The sequence below is a fragment of the Pseudomonas hefeiensis genome, from assembly GCF_030687835.1.
GTDB lineage: Bacteria > Pseudomonadota > Gammaproteobacteria > Pseudomonadales > Pseudomonadaceae > Aquipseudomonas > Aquipseudomonas hefeiensis.
The window spans coordinates 237,578-257,065 of record NZ_CP117449.1 but is presented as its reverse complement, the minus strand read 5'-3'; the positions used below and the strand labels follow the sequence as shown (position 1 = coordinate 257,065).

Genomic DNA, 19,488 nt, shown 5'->3' with positions numbered 1-19,488 from the left:
CGATTTCGTCGCCACCCTCCATACTCGCGCACAGTTGGCCTATGCTGCCCAGCATGACGCCGCTTCATACATGAGGGATGCCCGATGTTTTATGTGCAACGCGATGCACAAGGCCTGCTGGTGCGCGTGGAAGCCACCGCTTATGCGGAGGCCACCGAAACCCTGCCGGCCGACAGCCACGAGATCCAGGACTGGTTCGCCAACCAGGCGGTAGAAAACAGCCTCAAGCAGCTCAAGCAGAGCGACCTGGAAATGATCCGGGTACTCGACGACTTGATCCAGGTGCTGACCAGCAAAGGCGTCATCCGCGTCACCGACCTGCCAGCCGCGGCCCAGGCCAAGCTAATGGACCGCAACCAGGCCCGGGAAGCCTTGGGCGGGTTGAGCCGGTTGATCGATGATGATGAGAAGGGGTTGATCTAGGCCTGGTTCATCGGTGTCGGGGCTGCCCTCATCGCGAGCAGGCTCGCTCCCACAGGGGGATGGGGCAAGTCGCAGATATTGCCGTCACGCAGTTCTTGTGTGGGAGCGGGCTTGCTCGCGAAAGCGGTGGGTCAGTTTGCGATGATGCTGGATGTGCCGACGCCTTCGCGAGCAAGCCCGCTCCCACAATTGGACTTGTGTCAGGGCGCAATTTTCCATTCGCCAACAGATCTCTTGTGGGAGCGAGCCTGCTCGCGATGGCAATCTTCAATCCACCACAGGCCTGTCAGCTCGACGCTGGCACTTCAAGCCGATCCATCGCCCGCTCCACCAACAAATGCACCCCGTCGGCCATTCGACTGATCGCCAGGATCACGCTGCGGCGCGAGCCGTCGACGTCATCAGCCAGGTCGGCCGCGATGGCGCTGATGGACAGCAGGTCTTCGGAGGCATTGGCCAGTAGGGTTTCGGTGTCGATGTCTGGGGATACGATGAAGAGCTGGCCTGCTTGGGCCTCGTCGACGGGTTTGGGTTTGAGATAGTAGTCGAGAGCGCGCTCGGCGGCTTCGTCGAGTTTTTTTGCTTGCAGGGTTTCGACTCGGGATTTGGATGAGGGCTGTGGAGGGTTAGGCGTAGCTTTGAACATGGTTTGGGCTTCCTATTCAATTCAGAGCCGCCCTGGCTCGCTTGCACGCGATGAAGGGTGGCAGCTATGTGCGAGTGTGCAAGACCGAGTAAGACAACGCCCAAAAACCTCGGCAGACCCGAAGGTCTCCCGCACACAGCTGCCATAAAACATGAGCACGAATGCACGATAAGTGGCTGGTGATATTGTTGAGCGTCTTTCTAACCGGCTTGCACGCCGGTGTCACCGTTTTTTCAGTGACAAACCCAGACTAGCCACGGGGCAGACGCCGGACAAGTTCACCAAGTTCGCCACAACTCGAAGGAAATCTCCTAGGACCTGACTTTTAGAGGGGGTGTATATCCGTTTCTGCGGTAACGGCTACTGGCGGTTCCGCTCTTACAGCGGGTCACTTTCGAAAAGCGCGAAAGTAACCAAAGCGCTTTTGCCCCACCACTCGGCACCTCGCTTAGGCTCGGTGTGCCCGAACGCAGGTGTTGCGTAGTGGGCATCCCGGCATGGATGCCGGGATAGCCGCGCTGGGCCATGGATGGCCCTTCGCGGCGGGCCCACGGAGCAATGCCTGCGTTCGGGCATGCCGAGCCTAGGCGAGGCACCAAGTGGTGGGGCAAGACCTTTTGGTTACTTTTGGGGCGTTTGCCAAAAGTGACTCGCCGTAAGGGCGAAACCGCCAGCCGCCGTTACCGCAGCAATGGATATGTACTCGGTCAGAAGGATACAGACCGCCTCGCAGCAAGCCTCACCCCCAACGCTTAGGCTCGCCAACCAACTGCCCCTGCACCCCAAACAACCCCATCTCACGAATCACCGCCAACTCCCCTTCCGTCTCAACCCGCTCAGCAATCAACGGCAGGTCAATGCTGTGAGCAGCACGCTGGATCGCCTCGATGAACAAGCGCTTGTCGCTCTCCTGGTCAATCGCGCGGATATAGCTGCCATCGATCTTCAGATAAGCCAACCCCAACCGCGACAAGTTACCGATCATGCTGAACCGCCCACCAAAGCGCTGCAGGCTCAGGGAGAAGCCCAGCTCGCGCAGTTGCCGGGTCAATTGTTCCAGCACGGCCTGCTCCGGCAGTTGCTCTTCGCCTATTTCCAGGGTCAGGCGTGGCCCGAGGTTGGAGTGGGCCCGCAGGATCTCGAAGATTTTGTTCAATGCCTGAGGATCAGCCAGGGTGGCGGAGGACAGGTTCAGCGCCAGGGCTTGTTCGTGCCCGGCCATTTGCTTGAGCACCTGTTCGAGCATCAAACGGTCCAGGCGCGCGGTCCAGCCGAAGCGCTCCAGCCACGGCAGGAAGCGCCCGGCGGGGATGGTCTGACCCTGCTCGTCCAGCAGCCGCGACAGCACTTTGTAATGCAGCACCACTTGGGTGTCCTGGGCGGCCACCACTGGCTGGAAGTAAAGCTCGAAGCGCTGATTGCTCAAGGCCTGGTCGAGCAGAGTGTGCCAGGCATGGTGATCGTCACCGACGCTGGCCGAGGCGCTGTGGTCCAGGCAGGCCCAACCCGGCTCTCCCTGGCTTTCGGCCTGGGCAAGGGCCTGGTCGCCGAGCTGGAGCACGGCTTGCGGCGAGTCGCCATGGACGAAGGGTGCAAGTCCGATGGAAGCCACCGAAGCCACGTCAGTCGCCCCGGTGGCACTCAGGCTCGCCAGCGCGCTTTCGAGGTTCTGCGCCAGTTGCAGCGCTTCCTCGCGCACCAGCCCCGGCGCCAGCACGGCGAATTCCCCGCCGCGGATGCGCGTCACCAGGTTGTGGGTTTCAGGGTAACGGGCGCATTCACGCAGCAATTGTTCGCCCACAGCCTTAAGCAACTGGTCGGTGCGCTGCCCGCCCAGCCGCTGGTTCAACCCGGCCAGGTCCTTGACCCGCAGCAACAGCAGATAACCGGAGCTGGCCTGCTCGGGATTGCTCACCCGGGCGTGGAGCTGCATTTCGAAATACCGCCGGTTGGCCAGGCCCGTGAGATTGTCCTGGTAAGACTCGACCCGCAGTTTTTCGCTGCGCTCGGCCTGCTCTTGAAACAGCGCCTTGAGCTTCTCGACCATCTGGTTCATCGCCTGCACCACCCGGCGCAGTTCCGGGGTGCGTGGCAGCTCCGGCAGGCTCAAGAACTCGCGACGGGCGATGGCATGGGACTGGTGCACCATGTAATCCAGCGGCTTGAGCTGACGACGCAGCAGCAAGGCCCCCAGTACCGCGCTCACCGCGCCGCACAGCAAAAGCCAGCCCAGGCTGCCCAATGCGCTCTGCCACAGCTTGGCGAGGGCGAACATCGGGTGGCTGACCACCTCGACCCGCGCCGCCTGCTCCCAGCCACGGCTGACAATCGCATCGCCACCGGCCGGCTCCAGGCCGATGAGTTTGATGAACCATTGCGGCACGTTGCCGGCGTCGGGTGTGCCGGTGCGCTCGACGAGGGTTTTGTCGGTGGCGACATCGACCACCCGAATGGTCGCGTAATAGCCGCTGTCGAAGATCGAACTGACCATCAGCTCCACCATCGCCGGGTCGTCGATGTTCGGCGTCAGGGACAGCGCCAGCGCCGTGGCCGCGTCCTGGGCGTGGGAGCGCAACTGGTTGACGTACTGGGCCCGCGAGCTTTCCAGGCTGACCATGAAGCTGCCGCTGAAGGCAACCACCAGGAACAGACAGATAGCGATCAACAGCTGTTTGAACAAGGACATCTGAGCGCGCGCTCCTAGTTAGTCGTCTCGACCGGAAAACCTTCGGCCTGCATTTTTTTCAACACATCCTGCCACCGGGACAGGCGCTTGGTGTCACCCACTTTCTTGTTGCCCTTGGCCCCTGGCAGCCACAACCCCTCGGCATTGAAAGAGTAGACCGGCAACAGATCGGTCCGCTGGCTGGCCGGCAGGATGCCATCGATCAGGCTGTCGAGTACCAGCGGCATGGCATCGGGGGTCGCGTAGTAAGTGAGCACCATATGCGCACGGTTCTGCCGCAACGCCTTGACGTAGGTGATGCGCAGCTTGTCACTGGACACCCCCAGACGACGCAGGCTGAAGTACTTGGCAATGGCATAGTCCTCGCAATCCCCGGCGCCTTTCCACAGGGCCTGGATCGGGGTCTCCCAGTAATCGACCTGACGCCACAGGTCGATGTCTTCGACGTAGCGCACCCGTTTGTTGAAAAACAGGTTCACCACCTTGAGCTGCTCAAGCTCCGGCGTCTGCTTCTGGGTCGCCAACAATTGCTGCCAGGCATCGATCCGTTGCTGCCCTTCGCCCAACGGCCCATATAACGCTTGCGCCCGCCGGCTGATCTGCGCAAAGTCCCAGTCGGCCTGCAGGCCGCCCAGCATGACGCCGGCCAGCAACAATGCCGAACACAACCAGCGCAAGAACCTGGGAACAGGGAAAGGTGCAGCCAAGGGAAGTACGTCCAAAAAGGGCCGTTGGAAATTCGTTGGATGGTGAAGCCTGGCCGGGTAAAAGACAATGGCAAGGTGCAATCACCGCAAGCAGACTAAACTTTAGTTCAGGAACCGGGGCCGCGAGATTTTGACGGCTTGGCAATCTGTAACTAACGTTGGCTTGGATCCAATTTTTGTTACTACCAGTCAGGGTGCGTTGTCGTGACACAGAAGCCCAAACCGCTAAGTACTATCCAGATCAACGGGCCCATTCCCGCTGCCCAGGCACGCTCCATCATCGAAGAATCCCTACGTGAGGCCATTCTCGACGGGCGCTTGCCGTGCGGCACCGCCCTGCGCCAGCAGGAACTGGCCGACCTGTTCGGCGTCAGCCGCATGCCGGTACGCGAGGCCTTGCGCCAGCTCGAGGCGCAATCACTGCTCAATGTGGTTCAGCACAAAGGCGCCGTGGTGGCCCCGTTGATCACCAACAATGCGATCGAGACCTACGCCCTGCGTTCGGTCCTTGAATCTTTCGCATTGCGCCTGTCCATTCCTCTCCTCGATGCCGAGGACCTGGCCCTGGCCGGCCATTACATCGAGCAACTGGAAGCCCAAACCGACCACGCTGAAATCGGCAGGCTCAACCGGCTGTTTCACATGTCGCTTTATCACAAGGCACCCAACAGCAAACTGCTGGACCTGATCGAGCGCGAGCTCAATGAGGAAGAACGCTTCTTGCGCTTTCATCTGTCGTCCATGGGCTTGGGCAAACTGACCCAGGACGATCATCGCGCGCTGCTGGAGGCCGCTACGGCCCAGGACATCGACAGAGCGGTTGCCCTGCTGGAGCTGCATCTGGAAAAAGCCTGCGTCACCATCCGGCGCTATCTGGAACAACAGCAAAGCCGTTGAAACTGCGCCGGCGTCCCAGCCGGCGTATCACTTTCTTACACATCCCTCCTACCCAGCTTCTCGCCTGCCCGACGAGGCCCGAGCATTGCCGTGCCTTGTCGCCCCATCAGTTCAATGGCACTGCCATCGATTTGGGCTCACTCTTGCGTTTGTCGATTAAAAAACAGACCTGAAGAAGTCAGCGCCTGGCCGCAGCCGGGCGAATCGAAGCCAACATGCAAGGAGCATCGCCCAACCGGCGGGATGATCGGAAGTCCGACCGATGTCCCCCCCATAAAACAACAACTTCTTATTTCCCTGTCCCCTGAAGTGCTCCGAGTGAGGCATTCACTCAACTTCTTCGATTCTGATACTTCTTTATCGGAAGGAGCGGCTTCGCCTGAATAAAACTTGCATTAAAAGTTTTAACATCCCTCTTCGCGCCCAATAAATAACCCCCTTTAAATAATTAAAAAATCACTTGCCGCTTACTTGTTCGGTGTATTAGTTTTTTATCCGTCGAGTTGTTATCGACCGCTTACGTTTATGGCCGAGGCCTGAAAAACCTTGCTCACACGCCATAAATGCGTAGTTAAGACGAGCATTTCAATACTTTCAAAACTTATGGACTCCGGTTCAGGCACCCGCTCGCTTTTATTAAAGCCCGGGTGACTTTTCCGAATAAACATCATTGATGAGGACGTTCCGATGCTGCCTACCAAAGAACAACTATCTCTGAAAAAACACGCCCTTGGCCAACACCCGGTTTTTTCCGAAATAACATCAATCGATCTGTTACGCCGCTTTATGCAAAGCCATGTCTTTGCCGTGTGGGACTTCATGTCACTGACCAAACGGCTGCAACGGGAGCTGACCTGCGTCCACCTGCCCTGGCTGCCGCCAGCCGACCCACACGCTGCACGCTTGATCAACGAAATCGTCCTGGGCGAGGAATCCGATGATCGCCCCGGAGCCGGCTATTGCAGCCACTTCGAACTGTACCTGGACGCCATGCGCGAGGTTGGCGCCGATACCCGCGCGATTGAGCAGTTCATCACCCTGCAACAGGAAGGCGTCAGTCCCGAGACGGCGTTGGAGAGCGTCGAGGTAGAGCCGGCGGCGGCCCGGTTCGTCCGCCAGACGCTGCAAACGGCGCTGCACGCACCGGCCCACAGCGTGGCCGCCGCCTTCGTGCACGGTCGCGAGAGCGTCATCCCGCAGATGTTCCAGCGCATGCTGGACGCCTGGGGCATCGGCCTGGATCAGGCGCCGACGTTTCGTTATTACCTGCAGCGGCACATCGAAGTCGATTCCGAAGACCACGGCCCCGCAGCGGAAAAGCTCTTGGCCCGGCTGATCGATGGCGACCCGCAGCGCGAAACCGAGGTGCTGGCCGCCGCACTCGCCGCCGTCCAAAGCCGCACCGCGCTGTGGGACGGGTTACGCCAGAGCATGGCCCAACCGCTTGCGCAGGTGGCGCCATGAACGCCGTCGAATACCAATCCTTCGCCGACGCCTGGGAAAGCCGCGCCACCATCCGCACCCGGCCACGGCGCCGGGTCGAAGACGACGACAAGTTGATCTTCCCCATGAGCCGTCAACCCCTGGTACACAGCCAGACCTTCCTCAGCCACTGCCCGCAACTGCGCGATTTTGTGCTGGTGCAGAGCCTCTACAAGTTCATCAACGATGTGGTGATCTTCGAGACTGAGCTGGTGGACCACACCGCCCGGCGCATCGCTAAAAACAGCTTCGGCATCGAGTTCCCGTTCGCCTGCCGCTACGACGCAATGACGGTGGTGGTGGACGAGGATTACCACGCACTGGTGGCGATGGACTTCATGCAGCAGACCATCGACATGACCGGCATTGCGCCGATCCCCTTGCCCGATCAGATCGAGCTCAGCCGCGCCATACCGGCGACGCTGGCCCAGGCGCCAGAGCATCTGCGCAGCGCCGTGGAGCTGATTTGCATCGCCATTGCCGAGAACACCGTGACCAACGAGGTGGCGGCATTCGCCCGGGATGACTCGGTCAAGGCTTCGATCAAGGGCCTGATGGCCGACCACTTGCTGGATGAGGGGCGGCACTCCGGTTTCTGGACGCGACTGGTGCAAATCTACTGGCGCAGCGCGCCCGAAGCTGACCGTGATGCGATTGCGCGATTGATGCCCGGCTTCATCAGCCAGTACCTGGCGAGCGACCTGCAACAGGCGTTCGATTTCCAGCTGATCGCACACCTGCCCGTCGACGAATCGGTGCGCCAGTCAATGCGTGAAGAGGCCAGTGCGCTGGCGTATCCCATCAATCGCTTTCACCCGTTGGTGGGCAATATCACGCGCTTTTTTCGCAGCAGCTCGATGCTGGCGTCCCCCTGCGTGCGTGACGCCCTGGCCGACTACCTGACCCCATGAGGATCCGCCCATGAGACGCCTCGAAATTGCAGTGTCTGGCACAAGCCAGGCCATGACCGACCTGGCCCGGGAGCTCGAACTGCACGGCCACGGTGTGGTGGATCGGCAATCGCCGGCCAGCCACGGCGCGATCGACCTGTTGATCGACGACGGTACGACATCGCGGGCCATTGACGCCCGCTCATACCTCCAGGTGCGCGTGGCGCTGCGCACGCTACCCGGCGAGGTATTGCCACAACCGGTGGTGATATTCCGCGACAGTGCGCAGCGGTTGTTGTGCCAGGAAGTGATTGCGCCGCAACGCGATGGCAATGGTCAGTCCTTGCGCCAGCGTACGCTGGCGACGCTGGTCGAGACCGGCGCACGGCTGGTCAGCCAGTTATCCCGGGATGACACCTGCGTCGATCACTGGCCGACAGTGCACGCTGACGCTGTCGACCAACCGCTGCTCGGGCTCGATGCGCTGGAGCCGCTGGCGTTCGAGCACGGCCTCAATCGGCCGCCGGTGCCCTGGCTGCTGGCCGCCGCCGACGTGCCGGTGATGCACAGCATCGAATCGCGCATGCTCGACGACGCGACGCAACCGGCCCTGTGGGTCGACGGACAACTCATCGACTACAAGTCCTTGCGCCGCCTGGCGCTGAGGTTGCAACAGCCGATGCTGCAAATGCTGAAGAGCGCCGGACCTGGGTGGGAACTTGGGAAAGGACCTGTAAAGGAATCTGTGGGAGCCAGGCTTGCCCGCGATGAAGACACCGATGCTCTCAAGCAAACCGCATCATCGTTCATCGGGGGCAAGCCTTCCTCCCACAGGCCTTCCTCCCACAAGGTGATCGGCGTGTGCCTGCCCAAGTCCGCGCACCTGTACGCGGCAATCCTGGCGGTGCTGGGTTGTGGGGCGGTGTACCTGCCGCTGGACCCGCAGCATCCGGCACAACGTCGACGCTTCATCCTGGAAAATGCCCAGGCCGACCTGCTGCTGCACGACGGAGACAGCGACCTGGGCGACCTGTCGTTGCCAACGCTGAATGTCCATCGGCTGCCTTCGCCCACGCCAGGCATCCCGGCCTCGTTGATCCGCCGCGTGGTGGACAGCGACGAACCGGCCGTGGCGATCTACACCTCCGGCACCACCGGCCAGCCCAAAGGCGTGTTGCTCAGTCATCGCAACCTCAGCCATTTCTGCGCCTGGTATAGCGACTATGTCCGGTTGCAGCGCGACAGCCGGGCATTGCAGTTCTCCACCATCAACTTTGACGCATCGCTGCTGGATATCCTGCCGACCTTCATCCAGGGTGCGACGCTGGTGGTGCCCAGCGAAGACCAGCGTCGCGATCCGCAGCAACTGGTGGCGTTGATTCAGCAACAGCGCGTCACTCACGCTTTCCTGCCGCCCGCCCTGCTGAGCGTGATGCCGCTGGATGAACCGTTGGGGCTGGAGCATTTGATTACCGGCGGCGATGTCTGTGAGCCGTTCGTGATCGAACAGCTCGCACCACAGTGCCGTTTCCACAACATTTACGGCCCGACCGAAACCACGGTGCTGGCCACCACTCGGCAATTCGGTGTCGGTGACAACAACCGCAACCTCGGCGTGCCCATCGCCAATGGCCGGGTGCTGATCCTGGACGAACAACTGCAGCCGGTCCCCCAAGGCACACCGGGCGAGCTGTACATCGCCGGACCTGGGGTCGGCCTCGGTTACCTGAACGACCCGGCGCTGACCGCAAGCCGCTACCTCAACCTGACGCTGCCCGGCGGGCCAACGCTGCGGGTGTATCGCACTGGCGATATCGCCCAATGGACCGACAACGGCATCGAACTGTGCGGCCGACGCGATAACCAGGTGAAGATCCGTGGCTTTCGGGTCGAACCCGAGGAAATCGAGCATTGCCTGCGCGACAGCCAGTTGTTTCGCCAAGTAGCGGTGGGGGTCGATGAACGGCGGCGGATCCTGGCGTTTCTGGTTCACCCCCGGGAAGAGCAGGCCGGCGCCGCCCTCCAGGCTTTGCGCGAGCATGTACAAAACGCGCTGCCCAGCTACATGCACCCAGCGGCCTACGTGCAATTGCCCAACCTGCCCTACACCAGCAACGGCAAGGTCGATCGCCGGGCCTTGCTGGCCACAGCGGTGCAAGTGCAGGTCGGCAGCCAGCGACGCCAACCGCAGAACGTTCTGGAAACACAGTTGCGGCAACTGTGGGCCGAGTTATTGGAGCTGCCGGTCGACGACATCGCCACCGACGAGAGTTTTTTCAATCTCGGTGGCCATTCGATCCTGCTGTCGCAACTGCTGCTGGGGATTCGCGAGGCCTTCGGGCGCAGCCTGTCGATCAATCGCTTCATCGAAGCGCCCACGCTGATGACCCTGGCGAGGTTGCTCGACGATCCTGAGCAAACCAGCGCATCGACCCTCAGCCCCCAGGCGTTGATCGATGCCGAGGCGGAACTCAATCTCGAGCCGCTGCCTGTCAGCCAATGTGGTGATGTGCACAAGGTGGTGGTTACCGGCGCCAACAGTTTTCTCGGGGTACACATTGTCGAAGCCTTGCTGGCCTGGGGGGCCACAGAAGTTGCGTGCCTGGTGCGCGAGTCCGGTGGACAAAGCGCGGCCGAACGTTTCGCCCAGGCCTTGCAGGACAATCGCCTGAACCACCTGGACCTGAGCCGCGTCAGTGTTTACGCCGCCGACATCACCCAACCGCAATTGGGTTTGCCAGGCGATGTCTATGCCCGCATCGACCGCAGCTTCGGCGCATTGGTCCACAACGCCGCTCACGTCAATCATGTGCTCGACTACGAGTCTTTGGCGCGGGACAACGTGGAGCCGATCTTCGAATGCCTGCGCCTGTGTGAAGGGCGCAGCAAGAAGATCTTCAACTTCGTCTCCACGTTGTCGGCGTCCAGTGCTCTGGATGCCGACGGCCAGGTCCTGGAGCAGCCCGCCGCCAAGACGCCACCGATCTACATCAAGAACGGCTACAACCTGTCCAAATGGGTTGGTGAGCGGATCCTGCAACGAGCCCGCGAGCGCGGGGTGTGGGTGAATTTGCTGCGCCCCGGCAACATCAGTTTCAACAGCCTGACCGGGGTCTGCCAGCCCCACAAAAACCGGCTGATGCTGATGCTCAAGGGCTCGATCCAGCTTGGTCAGGTGCCGGAACTGTCGCTCAATTTCGACCTGATGCCGGTGGACTTCCTGGCGCGTTTCATAGCCTTCCACGCCAGTCGCTATCAGCCGACGCAGGCGGTGTTCAACCTGCACAACCCCGAGCCTTTGAGCTGGGACGCTTATGTGGCGTCGTTTCGTGACAGTGGCCGGGAGTTCTCGCTGGTCAGCATTGCTGACTGGCAACGGCAACTGGGCCGGGTCGATGCTGACAATGCGCTGTTCGGCGTACTGGGTTTCTACCTCAACGGCTTCGAGGAAGACATCGGCGACATCTCGTTGATCAACCACGCCAATGCCCGGGCCGGCGTACGGCAGATGGGTGCCCGCTACCCGGAAAAATCCCCGGCCCTGCTGCGTCGCGGCGCCGACTACCTCAAGGCCATCGATTTCATCTGAAGCACCCTCAACTGTAAAAAAGGAGCAAGACCATGAATGCTTTTCAACCCGACACCTTGATCAAGAACCCCCTCGCCTGCCACGTCGAAACGTCAGTGGAAGTACCCGCCGACGCGGCGAGCGTCTGGGCTGTGGTAGGCAACTTTGCGGGGTTCGATCAATTCATCCCGGCACTTGAGCACATCGAAATGACTGGCGAGGGCGCGAGGTCCCTGCGCAAGAAGTTTTTCCGCGACGGGCAGAACCTGGTGGTGGAACAGCTCAACAGCCGCGATGACCAGGCCATGCAGATGACCTGGACGCTGATCTACAACACCCTGGGCATCGACAACCTTTGGGCGGCAATGCGCGTCGAGCCCCTGGCGGACAATCGCTGCCGCGCCACCTGGACCATCATCGCCGACCACACCGATGCACATACCCCGTCCGGCTTCCGGGACTTCCTGCAAGGGTTTGCCAATGAGGCGATGGGGAATGTGCAAGTGATCTTCAAGTAAACACCACTCCCCTGTGGGAGCGAGCCTGCTCGCGATGGCGGTGGGTCAGCTTGCATCACCGCCAGATGCGCCACCGTCATCGCCGGCAAGCCTTGCTCCCACAGCTTTCCGAGTCGTTCGCAAATCCCCATCCACCACCAATCCCCTGTGGGAGCGAGCCTGCTCGCGAAAGCGGTGGGTCAGCTTGCATCAATGCCAGATGCGCCACCGTCATCGCGGGCAAGCCTTGCTCCCACAGTTTTCCGAGTCGTTCGCAAATCCCCATCCACCACAAATCCCCGTGGGAGCGGGCTTGCTCGCGAAAGCGGTGGGTCAGCTTGCATCACTGCCAGATGCGCCACCGTCATCGCGGGCAAGCCTTGCTCCCACAGTTTTCCGAGTCGTTCGCAAATCCCCATCCACCACAGATCCCCGTGGGAGCGAGCCTGCTCGCGAAAGCGGTGGGTCAGCTTGCATCAATGCCAGATGCGCCACCGTCATCGCGGGCAAGCCTTGCTCCCACAGTTTTCCGAGTCGTTCGCAGATCCCCATCCACCACAAATCCCCGTGGGAGCGGGCTTGCTCGCGAAAGCGGTGGGTCAGCTTGCATCACTGCCAGATGCGCCACCGTCATCGCGGGCAAGCCTTGCTCCCACAGCTTTCCGAGTCGTTCGCAGATCCTCATCCACCACCAACCCCCTGTGGGAGCGGGCTTGCTCGCGATAGCTGTGGGTCAGCTTGCATCACTGCCAGATGCGCCACCGTCATCGCCGACAAGCCTTGCTCCCACAATTTCCCGAGTCGTTCGCAGATCCCCATCCACCACAGATCCCCTGTGGGAGCGGGCTTGCTCGCGATAGCGGTGGGTCAGCTTGCATCACTGCCAGATGCGCCACCGTCATCGCGGGCAAGCCTTGCTCTCACAGTTCTCCGAGTCGTTCGCAAATCCCCATCCACCACAAATCCCCTGTGGGAGCGAGCCTGCTCGCGAAAGCGGTGGGTCAGCTTGCATCACTGCCGGATGCGCCACCGTCATCGCCGACAAGCCTTGCTCCCACAGTTTTCCGAGTCGTTCGCAGATCCCCATCCACCACCAATCCCCTGTGGGAGCGGGCTTGCTCGCGAAAGCGGTGGGTCAGCTTGCATCACTGCCGGCTTTGCCACCGTCATCGCGGGCAAGCCTTGCTCCCACAGTTTTCCGAGTCGTTCGCAGATCCCCATCCACCACAAATCCACTGTGGGAGCGGGCTTGCTCGCGAAAGCGGTTGGTCAGCTTGCATCACTGCCGACTTTGCCACCGTCATCGCCGGCAAGCCTTGCTCCCACAATTTCCCGAGTCGTTCGCAGATCCCCATCCACCACAAATCCCCTGTGGGAGCGGGCTTGCTCGCGAAAGCGGTGGCACGGTTGGCGGTGATGTCGGCGGAGGTCAGATCTTGAAGCTGTCCACCAACTGCTTCAGGCGATTGGCCTGTTGCGACAAGGCATCGCAATCCCTCAGGGTTTCATTGAGGTTGGCGACGCTTTGCTGGTTCAGCAGGTTGATGTGGCTGACGTCCATGTTGAGGGTTTCCACCACGGCGGTCTGTTCTTCGGTGGCCGCGGCCACCGACTGGTTCATCCCGTCGATTTCGCCGATGCGCTGCGTCACGCTGACCAGTCGCAGGCCAGCCTGGTTGGCCACTTCCACGCTTTCTTCGCTGGAAAGCTGGCTGGCGTTCATCGTGGTCACCGCTTCACGGGAGCCGACCTGGAGCGAGGTGATCATCTTGTGGATTTCTTCCGCCGACTCCTGGGTGCGGTGCGCCAGGTTGCGCACTTCATCGGCCACCACCGCAAACCCGCGCCCGGCTTCACCGGCACGGGCTGCTTCGATGGCGGCGTTCAGCGCCAGCAGGTTGGTTTGCTGAGAGATGCCTTTGATCACGTCCAGAATATGCCCGATGTTGTCGGTGCTGGTGTTCAGGGTTTCGATCTGGGTGCACGAGAGACTGATCTTTTGCGACAACTCGGTCATCGCCTGAATGGTTTTTTCCACCACCTGGCGTCCGTCATCGGCCTGCTCGCTGGCGCCGCTGGCCTGTTGCGAGGCGTCGGCAGCATTGCGGGCGATTTCCTGGGTCGCGGCGCCCAACTGGTTGATAGCCGCTGCCACGCTGTTGGTGCGGGCGCTCTGTTCGTCGGAGCCAATGAGCGAGGCATTGGACGAAGTCATCACCCGCTGCGACAAGTCATGCACCTGCCGAGTAGCGGAAGACACTTCCGAGATCGACGCGTGAATCCGTTCCACGAACTGGTTGAATGAACTCCCCAGCTCAGCGAACTCATCCTTGCCCTGTACGACCAGACGCCGGGTCAGGTCGCCTTCACCTTGGGCGATGTCCTGCATGGCGCGCCCCATGGTGGTCAACGGACGCATCAACACCTGGATCAACAGGCTCAGCAACAATGCAATGGCTGCCACCGCCACAAACATCGCAATCAGCGCCGAGGTACGGAAATGGCTCAGCGGTGCGTAGGCCTTGTCCTTGTCGATCGACAGACCGATGTACCACTGGGTATTCGGCAGGCCCGTGACGGGGGTAAACGAAAGAATACGATCCTGCCCATTGAGCTCAACCTCCTGGATGCCTTTCTCGATGCGCACTGGCGTACCAGGATAGATGTCCTTGAGGTTCTTCATCACCTGGTCCTTGTCCGGGCTGACGATGACCTGACCGTCGCCGCTGACCAGAAACCCATGGCCGATGCCGCCGAAATCCACGGAGTTGATGATTTTCACCAGGGTTTCCAGGCTCAGGTCGCCACCCACCACACCAAGTAGCTCACCGTTGTGCTTCACCGGCAGGGCGATGGTCACCACCAGACCGCCGACCGCTGCCAGGTAGGGCGGGGTCAGCATGGTTTGATCGATGGTGACTGCCTGTTTGTACCAGGGGCGCTGGCGCGGGTCGTAGCCGTCGGGCATTTTTGCGTCAGGGCGCTGGGTGAAGACGCCGTTGGCCTGGCCCACGTAAGTGAACTGGAAATTCGACGTCAGCGCCGGCTGATCCACCAGCCCCGGCAGATCGGCACCCGCGCCCTGGTACGCAATATTCTGCGCCAGGTTTTCCAGCACCAGCACCCGGCCGCTCATCCAGTTCTGGACGCTGCTGGCCGTCAGGTCGCCGGACTGCTGGATGGAGGATTCGAGGCTGCTGCCAATGGTTTTTCGTTGCAGATAATCGTTGTAGAGCGTGAACAAGGCAAAAGCCAGAACGACCACACCAGAGGCGGCCAGAAGGATTTTATGACTGAACTTCAGATTCATCGACAGGCTTCTTATGCAGGGAGTGGGGGTGCATTCCGATTGCAGCATTCATGTCACAGCGCGGGCGAACTTTTGGTCTGCTCCACTTTGGTGCACGCATACAACGCTGTCGGCAAAAGTTAAGAAAATATTAGCCCTTTGAACAAATGGACGACGGAAGGACACGGCGCGTCGAACGGAGGTTGCAAATTCACTGACCCATGATGACAATGCGACCTATTATCATTTGTGATATCCAGGCCTTCGCGTTCATGTCATCTCCCGAGTTTGCAGTACAGGCGCTCTACAGCAACCATCACGGCTGGCTTCACACATGGCTGCGCAGCCGCTTGGGCAATGCTGCCGACGCAGCGGACCTGGCCCAGGACACCTTCGTGCGCCTGCTACAACGCACCGAACGCCTGGAGCTCAAGTCGCCCCGCGCCTTTCTACGCACCATCGCCCAAGGCCTGGTAATCGATCATTGGCGCCGGGAAGAAATCGAACGCGCCTACCTCGAAACCATCGCCCACCTGCCACCCGCCCAAGCCCCCGACGCCGAAGCCCAGGCCTTGATCCTGGAGTTGCTGGAAGCCATCGCCAGAATGCTGGAGGGCCTGAAGCCGAAAGTACGCAGGGCATTTCTGCTGGCCCAGTGCGAAGGCCTGACGTACAAGCAGATTGCCGAGCAGATGGGCATTTCCTTGCGCTCGGTGGAACGATACGTCGCCGATGCGCTGTATCACTGCTATGTGTTGCGCTATGAAAGCTGAGCCTGTGGATGACGTGTTGAATCGACGCAGCGGCCCATCCCAACAGGTAGTCAGGCAAGCGATCAACTGGCTGCTGCGCCTGCGCAACCATGCTGCCAATCCGGCCTTGCGCCAACAATGCGAGGTCTGGCGCGCCGCCCATCACGAACACGAATTGGCCTGGCAGCGGGTGCAATCGCTGCACAGTGAATTGACCTCGAACCTGAGGGCGGTCCCCGGTGCCCACGTCGCTCTCGACACCCTGGAAAACAGCGCTCAGCGACTCGGCCGGCGTCAGGCCTTGAAACTGTTGTCGGGGGTGGCGCTGCTAGGCTCCGCCGCCTGGCTGGGCAAGGATCTGGACTGGCAGCCGTGGAACACGGATTTCGCCACTGCCACCGGCGAACACCGAGGCTTCCAGTTGCCGGACGGTACGCGGCTAGAACTGAACACTGACAGCGCGGCCGACCTGGACTACACCACCGAGCATCGCCTGATCAGCCTGACGCGGGGTGAAATCATGCTCACTTGCGGTCACGATCCCGAGCGGCCGTTGCTGGTGCGCAGCCGACATGGCCTGTTCGAAGGGCTGGACGGGCGCTTCGTGGTGCGACAGGACAATGACTGCACACGCCTGAGCGTCACCCGTGGCAGGGTCGCGATCCTTTCGCACCGCGGCGGTGATGGTGCTGCGCTACAGGTGAGCGCCGGGCAGAGCTATCTGCTCAGCTCATCGACAGCGACCCTGGCGCCGCCGCTGGATATGGACGTCGGCGCCTGGGCGGATGGGTTGATTATCACGCGCAACATGCGTCTGGAGGACTTCCTCAACGAGGTAGGACGTTACCGCCAGGGCTATCTGAAATGCGCCGCGTCGATTGCGGACCTGCGTTTGTCAGGCGTTTTCCGCCTGGAAGACACCGACAAGTTGCTGGCCGTCCTGCCGCGCACGCTCCCCGTGCAATTACGCTATCGAACCCGCTGGTGGGTCACGGTGCAAGAGTCGGTTTGATTTTTTTTGGCGGGTTTTGCGCGCAAGTCCGGCTAGGACAGTAAGCAACGCTTATCTGCCCTTAGCGACTCCAACGGAAACCCACAATGACTGAGCGCGTAAACCTCAACACTCCCTTTGGCTGCTCCTCGCAAACAGGCCTGTTGCGCCATGCCATCCGCGCTGCACTGTTCTGCACGGTGCTGAGTGCGGGCGCCGTACCGATGTTCGCAATCGCGGCGCCAGACGGTGTCACCACCGCGCGCCAGAGCTACAACATTGCCGCCGGCCCTCTGAGCGACGTGCTGAACCAGTTCGCCCGCCAGGCGGGCATCACCCTGGCAAGCACCCCGCAGCAAACAGGCGGGGTCCAGTCCCCGGGACTGCACGGCGAATATTCGACGGGCCAGGCCCTGAGCCATCTGCTCAGCGGTTCGGGGCTGACCGCCGTCAGCCAGGATGGCAGCAGCTATGTGCTGCAAGCCGAGGCTTCGGGCGGCACTTTGGCGCTGCCGACCACCGACATCAAGGGGTTTGCCCTGGGTAACGCCTTGGGCAGCATGGAAGGCTACAACGCCACCCACAGCCAGATCGCCACCAAGACCAGTACCGCCCTGCGGGAAACCTCGCAAAGCGTCTCCGTGGTGACCCGCGAGCAAATGGACGACCAAGGCGCGCAAACCGTGTCCCAGACCATGCGCTACACCCCAGGGGTATTGACCAACCCCTACGGCGCGACTCATCGCTACGACTACGTAGCGATGCGCGGCTTCAACGATGGCTCGGTGGACAACATCTACCTCGACGGCCTCAAGTCCATGGGCGACAGCGGCACCTATAGCTCCATGCAAGTCGATCCGTACTTCCTGGAGCGGGTCGACATTCTCAAAGGCCCGTCCTCGGTGCTCTATGGTCGCAGCTCCCCCGGTGGCCTGGTGGCGCTCACCAGCAAAAAGCCGCTGTACGAGGCCTATCACCAGATCCAGGCCACGGTCGGCACCCAGGGCCAACGCGGCATGGGCTTCGACTTCACAGGACCGGTGGATGAAGACAAACGCATCGCCTATCGCCTGGTGGGCCTGGCGGATACGTCCGACACCCAGTTCGACCACAACAAGGAAAAGCGCTTTGCCCTCGCCCCCACGCTGAGCATCGACTTTACCGAAGACACGTCGCTGACACTTCAGGCCTATCTGCAGCACGACCCCGACGGTGGTTATCACGGCGGCATGCCGGCCGACGGCACCTTGCATCAGCACAACGGCAAGCGTATCTCGGAAAACTTCTTCGAAGGCGAGCCGGGCGTCGATGGTTATGAACGTGATCAGCAGTCATTCGGCTACCAGTTCGAACACCGCTTCAACGATGTCTTCACCGCCCGCCAGAACTTCCGTTACCTGGACTCCCAGGTCACCAATGATCAGGTCTACGCCTATGGCTGGACCACGCCGACCAGCAACGAGCTGAACCGCTACTACACCGGTGCCGAAGAAAAACTGCATTCGTTCATCGTCGACAACATGCTGCAGGCTGAATTTTTCACCGGAGCGACCAAGCACACTGTGTTGATGGGCGCTGACTATCAGCGGCGCAAAACCGTGGTGGACTGGACCAGCGGCAGCCTGGCCCCGATCAACGCCTTCGACCCGATCTATGGCAACTCGGCCATCACCTACTTCAGCCCCACCAGCTACCTGCGGCGCCTGGAACAGACCGGTGTCTACCTGCAAGACCTGATCGAGATGGATAAATGGCGTTTCTCCCTGGGTCTGCGTCAGGACTGGGTGCAAACCTCGGATGAAAACCGCATCGCTGAGTTCGGCCGCCCGGAAGGCTCCGAGATCAACGACAAGCGCAGCAAGCTCACTGGCCGCGCCGGCGCGCTGTACCTGTTCGACAACGGCCTGGCGCCGTACGTCAGCTACTCCGAGTCGTTCAACCCCAACTCCTACGCCGACAGCGCCGGCAACCCGCTGCCGCCGACCGATGGCAAGCAATGGGAGCTGGGCCTGAAGTATCAGCCACCGGGCACGGATGATCTGTACACCGCCTCGCTGTTCCGCATCGACCAGGAGAACCTGGCGACCAAACTGCCCCAGGAAAACTTCTACCGCGCCGTCGGTGCCGTTCGCTCCCAGGGCCTGGAACTGGAAGCGCACCTGCAACTGACCGAGCAGCTCAAAGTGCTGGGCAGCTACACCTTCACCGATATCGAGTATTCGAAATCGATGATCAGCACGTTGAGTACCGCCACCGACATCATCGAAAACAAGGGCAACTCACCGACCCAGGCCCCGCGCCACATGGCTTCGGTGTGGGCGGACTACAGGTTCGACAGCGGCGCGCTCGATGGCCTGCGACTGGGCGGGGGCGTACGTTATGTCGGCTACAGCTGGGCCGACGCGGAAAACACCATGAAGGTGCCGTCCTACACGTTGTTCGACGCATCGGTGGGGTATGACTTGGGCAAGGTCGGCTTGAAAGGCGTGGACGTGCGCCTGAACGCTAACAACCTGACCAACGAAACCTACGTCGCCTCCTGCGCCAGTCTGAGCTACTGCTACCTGGGCGAAGAACGCAACGTCGCGGCGACGGTGAGTTACCAGTTCTGACCCGTTCCCCCAGATCTGACACCCCCTGTGGCGAGGGGATTTATCCCC

At 61.1% G+C, this 19,488-nt stretch carries 13 protein-coding genes and 1 pseudogene; 9 read left to right on the top strand and 5 right to left on the bottom strand.

The genetic code is table 11. The features are described from left to right. Window positions 1-84: 84 nt before the first annotated feature. The gene (locus PSH57_RS01160; RefSeq protein ID WP_305387339.1) at window positions 85-423 is read left to right on the top strand and encodes a tryptophan synthase subunit beta; all 339 of its coding nucleotides are present in this window, start codon (window positions 85-87) and stop codon (window positions 421-423) included. A 286-nt stretch (window positions 424-709) separates the two neighbouring features. Here PSH57_RS01160 and PSH57_RS01155 read toward each other — a convergent pair whose 3' ends face one another. From PSH57_RS01155 to lapG, 3 genes are all read right to left on the bottom strand, one after another. Next, window positions 710-1,069, bottom strand: coding sequence for a DUF6124 family protein (locus PSH57_RS01155; RefSeq protein ID WP_305387338.1), 360 nt, complete (start codon window positions 1,067-1,069; stop codon window positions 710-712). Between the two features lie 739 nt (window positions 1,070-1,808). Continuing rightward, window positions 1,809-3,755, bottom strand: a complete 1,947-nt coding sequence (gene lapD / locus PSH57_RS01150; protein ID WP_305387337.1) for a cyclic di-GMP receptor LapD — start codon at window positions 3,753-3,755, stop codon at window positions 1,809-1,811. Between the two features lie 14 nt (window positions 3,756-3,769). Beyond that, complete coding sequence (gene lapG, locus PSH57_RS01145; protein WP_370695181.1) at window positions 3,770-4,393, bottom strand: cysteine protease LapG; 624 nt, start codon at window positions 4,391-4,393, stop codon at window positions 3,770-3,772. Window positions 4,394-4,666: 273 nt separating this feature from the next. Between lapG and PSH57_RS01140 the strand changes: the two genes are divergently transcribed. The 5 genes from PSH57_RS01140 to PSH57_RS01120 all read left to right on the top strand — a co-directional run bounded on the left by PSH57_RS01140 (window position 4,667) and on the right by PSH57_RS01120 (window position 11,817). Then, window positions 4,667-5,359 carry a GntR family transcriptional regulator gene (locus tag PSH57_RS01140; RefSeq protein WP_305387335.1) on the top strand — a complete coding sequence of 231 codons (693 nt, stop codon included), beginning with the start codon at window positions 4,667-4,669 and terminating at the stop codon, window positions 5,357-5,359. Between the two features lie 687 nt (window positions 5,360-6,046). Then, on the top strand, window positions 6,047-6,823 hold the full coding sequence (locus tag PSH57_RS01135) for a DUF3050 domain-containing protein (protein WP_305387334.1): 777 nt from the start codon (window positions 6,047-6,049) through the stop codon (window positions 6,821-6,823). Beyond that, window positions 6,820-7,752 carry a diiron oxygenase gene (locus PSH57_RS01130; RefSeq protein WP_305387333.1) on the top strand — a complete coding sequence of 311 codons (933 nt, stop codon included), beginning with the start codon at window positions 6,820-6,822 and terminating at the stop codon, window positions 7,750-7,752. Before PSH57_RS01135 ends, PSH57_RS01130 begins: the two co-directional genes overlap by 4 nt. Before the next feature lie 10 nt (window positions 7,753-7,762). Next, window positions 7,763-11,320 (top strand): amino acid adenylation domain-containing protein, encoded by a 3,558-nt coding sequence (locus PSH57_RS01125; protein ID WP_305387332.1) that lies wholly within the window; start codon window positions 7,763-7,765, stop codon window positions 11,318-11,320. Window positions 11,321-11,352: 32 nt separating this feature from the next. Beyond that, entirely contained in the window at window positions 11,353-11,817 is a 465-nt protein-coding gene (locus PSH57_RS01120; protein ID WP_305387331.1) for an SRPBCC family protein, read from the top strand. Window positions 11,818-13,225: 1,408 nt separating this feature from the next. Here the strand turns inward: PSH57_RS01120 and PSH57_RS29170 are convergent. Together PSH57_RS29170 and PSH57_RS29165 are read right to left on the bottom strand one after the other, a co-directional pair. Next, window positions 13,226-14,011, bottom strand: coding sequence for a methyl-accepting chemotaxis protein (locus PSH57_RS29170; protein ID WP_422766085.1), 786 nt, complete (start codon window positions 14,009-14,011; stop codon window positions 13,226-13,228). A 117-nt stretch (window positions 14,012-14,128) separates the two neighbouring features. After that, window positions 14,129-15,106 (bottom strand): annotated as a pseudogene (locus PSH57_RS29165) (cache domain-containing protein); the annotation flags it as partial. Window positions 15,107-15,357: 251 nt separating this feature from the next. On the opposite strand from PSH57_RS29165, the gene PSH57_RS01110 reads away from it, so the two are divergent. From PSH57_RS01110 to PSH57_RS01100, 3 genes are all read left to right on the top strand, one after another. Beyond that, complete coding sequence (locus PSH57_RS01110; protein WP_305387329.1) at window positions 15,358-15,858, top strand: sigma-70 family RNA polymerase sigma factor; 501 nt, start codon at window positions 15,358-15,360, stop codon at window positions 15,856-15,858. Then, a complete protein-coding gene (locus tag PSH57_RS01105; RefSeq protein ID WP_305416279.1) occupies window positions 15,848-16,849 on the top strand; it encodes a FecR domain-containing protein in 1,002 nt (333 codons plus the stop codon). The genes PSH57_RS01110 and PSH57_RS01105 overlap by 11 nt, the downstream gene beginning before the upstream one ends. 86 nt (window positions 16,850-16,935) lie before the next feature. After that, a complete protein-coding gene (locus PSH57_RS01100) occupies window positions 16,936-19,440 on the top strand; it encodes a TonB-dependent siderophore receptor (RefSeq protein ID WP_305387327.1) in 2,505 nt (834 codons plus the stop codon). Window positions 19,441-19,488 lie beyond the last annotated feature (48 nt).

What these genes read in the sequence shown, in the direction of transcription:
- PSH57_RS01160 (WP_305387339.1), top strand. Translation starts at nt 85, where the DNA reads ATGTTTTATGTGCAACGCGATGCACAAGGCCTGCTGGTGCGCGTGGAA.
- PSH57_RS01155 (WP_305387338.1), bottom strand. Translation starts at nt 1,069, where the DNA reads ATGTTCAAAGCTACGCCTAACCCTCCACAGCCCTCATCCAAATCCCGA.
- lapD (WP_305387337.1), bottom strand. Translation starts at nt 3,755, where the DNA reads ATGTCCTTGTTCAAACAGCTGTTGATCGCTATCTGTCTGTTCCTGGTG.
- lapG (WP_370695181.1), bottom strand. Translation starts at nt 4,393, where the DNA reads ATGCTGGGCGGCCTGCAGGCCGACTGGGACTTTGCGCAGATCAGCCGG.
- PSH57_RS01135 (WP_305387334.1), top strand. Translation starts at nt 6,047, where the DNA reads ATGCTGCCTACCAAAGAACAACTATCTCTGAAAAAACACGCCCTTGGC.
- PSH57_RS01130 (WP_305387333.1), top strand. Translation starts at nt 6,820, where the DNA reads ATGAACGCCGTCGAATACCAATCCTTCGCCGACGCCTGGGAAAGCCGC.
- PSH57_RS01125 (WP_305387332.1), top strand. Translation starts at nt 7,763, where the DNA reads ATGAGACGCCTCGAAATTGCAGTGTCTGGCACAAGCCAGGCCATGACC.
- PSH57_RS01120 (WP_305387331.1), top strand. Translation starts at nt 11,353, where the DNA reads ATGAATGCTTTTCAACCCGACACCTTGATCAAGAACCCCCTCGCCTGC.
- PSH57_RS29170 (WP_422766085.1), bottom strand. Translation starts at nt 14,011, where the DNA reads ATGACTTCGTCCAATGCCTCGCTCATTGGCTCCGACGAACAGAGCGCC.
- PSH57_RS01110 (WP_305387329.1), top strand. Translation starts at nt 15,358, where the DNA reads ATGTCATCTCCCGAGTTTGCAGTACAGGCGCTCTACAGCAACCATCAC.
- PSH57_RS01105 (WP_305416279.1), top strand. Translation starts at nt 15,848, where the DNA reads ATGAAAGCTGAGCCTGTGGATGACGTGTTGAATCGACGCAGCGGCCCA.
- PSH57_RS01100 (WP_305387327.1), top strand. Translation starts at nt 16,936, where the DNA reads ATGACTGAGCGCGTAAACCTCAACACTCCCTTTGGCTGCTCCTCGCAA.